At 73.3% G+C, this 3,003-nt stretch carries 4 protein-coding genes; 1 reads left to right on the top strand and 3 read right to left on the bottom strand.

All coding sequences use genetic code 11. The annotated features are described in order from the left end of the window. Positions 1 to 108 precede the first annotated feature (108 nt). Both purU and ACOJTC_RS02980 read right to left on the bottom strand, forming a co-directional pair. Positions 109 to 960: a formyltetrahydrofolate deformylase gene (gene purU, locus ACOJTC_RS02985; protein ID WP_420115638.1), complete on the bottom strand. Its 852-nt coding sequence runs from the start codon at positions 958 to 960 to the stop codon at positions 109 to 111. Between the two features lie 94 nt (positions 961 to 1,054). Then, positions 1,055 to 1,528 carry a MarR family transcriptional regulator gene (locus tag ACOJTC_RS02980; protein WP_420115637.1) on the bottom strand — a complete coding sequence of 158 codons (474 nt, stop codon included), beginning with the start codon at positions 1,526 to 1,528 and terminating at the stop codon, positions 1,055 to 1,057. A 102-nt stretch (positions 1,529 to 1,630) separates the two neighbouring features. On the opposite strand from ACOJTC_RS02980, the gene ACOJTC_RS02975 reads away from it, so the two are divergent. Then, positions 1,631 to 2,476, top strand: a complete 846-nt coding sequence (locus ACOJTC_RS02975) for an alpha/beta fold hydrolase (protein ID WP_420115636.1) — start codon at positions 1,631 to 1,633, stop codon at positions 2,474 to 2,476. Between the two features lie 62 nt (positions 2,477 to 2,538). Here ACOJTC_RS02975 and ACOJTC_RS02970 read toward each other — a convergent pair. Continuing rightward, a partial coding sequence (locus tag ACOJTC_RS02970; RefSeq protein ID WP_420115635.1) for an RICIN domain-containing protein occupies positions 2,539 to 3,003 on the bottom strand: 465 nt, incomplete at its 5' end.

Here is a 3,003-nt window from a genome sequence, read left to right as displayed (position 1 = left end):
CCGCCCTCGCCCGAGGTAAGCGGGTCGTAGGCCGGCTGCCCCCCGCGACCGCGGTGACCCCGGTCCGCAGGCGCGGGCCGGGGACACCTCGTTCGCGTCGGGCGGTGCTCAGAAGACCAGCACCCGGTTGTCGTACTGGAGCAGCCGGTCGGCGCAGTGCCACGCGACGGCCCGGGCCAGGACGGTGCGTTCCACGTCCGCGCCGAGCCGGACCAGGGTCGCGGTGGTGTCCCGGTGCGAGGTGCGGATCACGTCCTGTTCGATGATCGGCCCCTCGTCGAGCGCGGCGGTGACGTAGTGCGCGGTGGCGCCGATCAGCTTCACCCCGCGCTGCCGGGCCCGCTCGTACGGGCCGGCGCCGGGGAACGCGGGCAGGAACGAGTGGTGGATGTTGATCACCGGGACGCCGACCTTGTCCAGGAACCCCCCGCTGAGGATCTGCATGTAGCGGGCCAGCACGATCAGGTCGCACTGCCCGGCCAGCAGGTCGGCGAGGGTGCCCTCGGCGGCGTCGCGGGCACCGGGCCGGACCGGCACCTCGTGGAAGGGCACGCCGAATCCGGTCACCGTGTCGCGCAGGACGGGGTGGTTCGAGGCGACCAGGGTGATGTCCGCGGCCAACTCTCCGCGTCGCCACCGCCAGAGCAGGTCCACCAGGCAGTGGTCGGCCCGCGAGGCCAGGATGGCGATCCGTTTGACCTGCCGGGCGTCGGTGAACCGCCAGTGCATGCCGAACGGCTCGCCGATGGCGGTCGCGAACTCACCGGCCAGGCCGGCCCGCCGCGCGGGCGCGATGGTGAACTCGGTACGCAGGTAGAACTGGCCGCCGCTGGGTTCGCTGGTGTACTGGTCCAGCTCCACGATGCTGGCTCCCCGCTCGTGCAGGAACCGGGCCACGGCGGCGATGATGCCCGGCCGGTCGGGGCTGGACACGACTAGACGAAGGGTGTCGACCGACATCCGCTCTCCTCGACGATTCCGGGGCACCCTGGACGGTGGCACCCCGACGCCGAGTCTGCCGACGCGGTCTAACGCCGATCCTGCGTCGCGCCGTTCACTCGTCGGTCGGCTCGGTGCCGCCGCGGAGCCGCAGCAGCGTCTGCGGGGTGAGGCTGCGGGCGAGGGTCTCCAGGGCGGCGGTGATCTCGGCGATCCGGGCCGGGTCGTCGGTGCCGAGGGCGGCGGCGAGCGCGCCGTCGACCGAGGCGGACCTGATCTGGACGACCCGGTCGGAGACCTGCTGCGCGGTGTGCAGCAGCAGCCGTCGCCGGTCGTCGGGGTCGGGGGTGGCCTCGATGGCGCCGGCCTTGCGCAGGCGGGCGGCGCAGACCGACACCTTGCTCTGCGGGAAGCCCGTCCGGTCGGCGATCTCGCTGACCGAGGTGCCCGGGTGGGCCCGGATGTCGCTGGCGACGATGAGCACGGAGCGGTGCAGCGCCGGGTGGGAGTCGACCCCCTCGGTGGGGATCGCCTCCTCGCCGAGCTTCATGAGGGTGCGCCCCAGGAGGAACAACTCGATGCCGTTCACCCGTTCAGGGTACATCAGAAACGATCCATCATTCGAGATGCATCTGATACGATGCTTTTTGTCGGCGGGGCCCACCCGCCCGTCCAGCGCATGGAGATGCAGATGTCCGTCACCGACACCCTCCGGACCGGCACGCTCGCCGGTCCCGGCGCCCGGCTTTACCACGAGGTCCGGGGCAGCGGCCCGCTCCTGCTGATCGGCCAGAGCGGGGAGGGTGACGCCCGCCGGACCACCGACCTGGTCGCGCAGCTCGCCGACGCGTACACCGTGGTGACCTACGACCGGCGCGGGCTGTCCCGCAGCGCGCTCACCGACCCCGACCGGCCGGTGACCCTGGCCGACCACGCGGACGACGTCCACCTCCTGCTGACCAGCCTCACCGACCGACCGGCCGCGATGCTCGGGTGCAGCCTCGGCGCCTCGATCGGACTGCGGCTGGCCGTCCGCCACCCCGGTCTGCTGCACACCCTCGTCGCCCACGAGCCGGTCTCACCCCGGCTATTGCCCGCCGCCGAGCGGGCCCGCCACGAACGCGAACTACTCGACGTCCAGCGACGCTACGCGGCCCGGGGGCTGACCGAGGCGATGCGGGAGATCGCCCGGGTGCTCGGCATCGACCCGACCTGCCAGGAGGCCGAGCCCGACCTCACCCCGCAGCCGATGACGCCGCGCCGCATCGCCAACTTCGACACGTTCATCCGCCGGGACTTCACCGCGATCGTCGGCGACGACCTGCGCCCGGAGGACCTGCCCGGCTGCGGCACCCGGATCGTCCCGGCGGTCGGCGCCCGCACCGCGCCGGAGGTCTTCGACCGCCGGTGCGCGGACCGGCTGGCCGAGCTGCTCGGGACCACGCCGGTGGTCTTTCCCGGCGGGCACAACGGCAACACCACCCACCCCCGGGGGTACGCTGCCACGCTGCGCGAGGTCCTCGCCGCGCGGGAATGACCACGCGCCGCGCGGGGCGGTGCCCGCGGCGGCGCGTCGTCGACCGGTGCCCGGCTACCGGCTCAGCCGCGACTCCACCGCTGGCTGGTCGCGCCGTTGCAGTCCCAGATCTGGGTACGGGTGCCGTTGGCCGTGCCGTTGCCCACCAGGTCCAGGCACCGGCCCGAGCCGACCGCCGTGACGGTGCCGTCGGCGTTGAAGCGCCACTTCTGGTTCGACTGGCCGTTGCAGTCCCAGATGATCACCGACGTGCCGTTGGCGGTGCCGGCGTTGTTGACGTCCAGGCACTTGGTGCCGTAGACCCGCAGCTCCTGGCTGCCGGTCGAGGTCCACGCCTGGTTGGTCTGGCCGTGACAGTCCCAGACGATGGTGGTGGCCCCGTTGGTCTGCGCCGCGCCGTTGACGTCCAGGCACCGGCCGGCGGAGACGCTGCGGACGGCGGACGTCGTGCCCGGCGGCGGCGTGGTCGGCGGAGGTGTCGTCGGCGGGGGGGTGGTCGGGGGCGGGGTGGTCGGCGGCGGCGTGGT

It is taken from the genome of Micromonospora sp. (assembly GCF_048594385.1).
GTDB classification, from domain to species: Bacteria; Actinomycetota; Actinomycetes; order Mycobacteriales; family Micromonosporaceae; genus Micromonospora; species Micromonospora wenchangensis.
This window is presented reverse-complemented; position numbering and strand designations above follow the sequence as displayed.

Coding starts and splice junctions, on each gene's coding strand:
- purU (WP_420115638.1), bottom strand. CDS start 960: ATGTCGGTCGACACCCTTCGTCTAGTCGTGTCCAGCCCCGACCGGCCG.
- ACOJTC_RS02975 (WP_420115636.1), top strand. CDS start 1,631: ATGTCCGTCACCGACACCCTCCGGACCGGCACGCTCGCCGGTCCCGGC.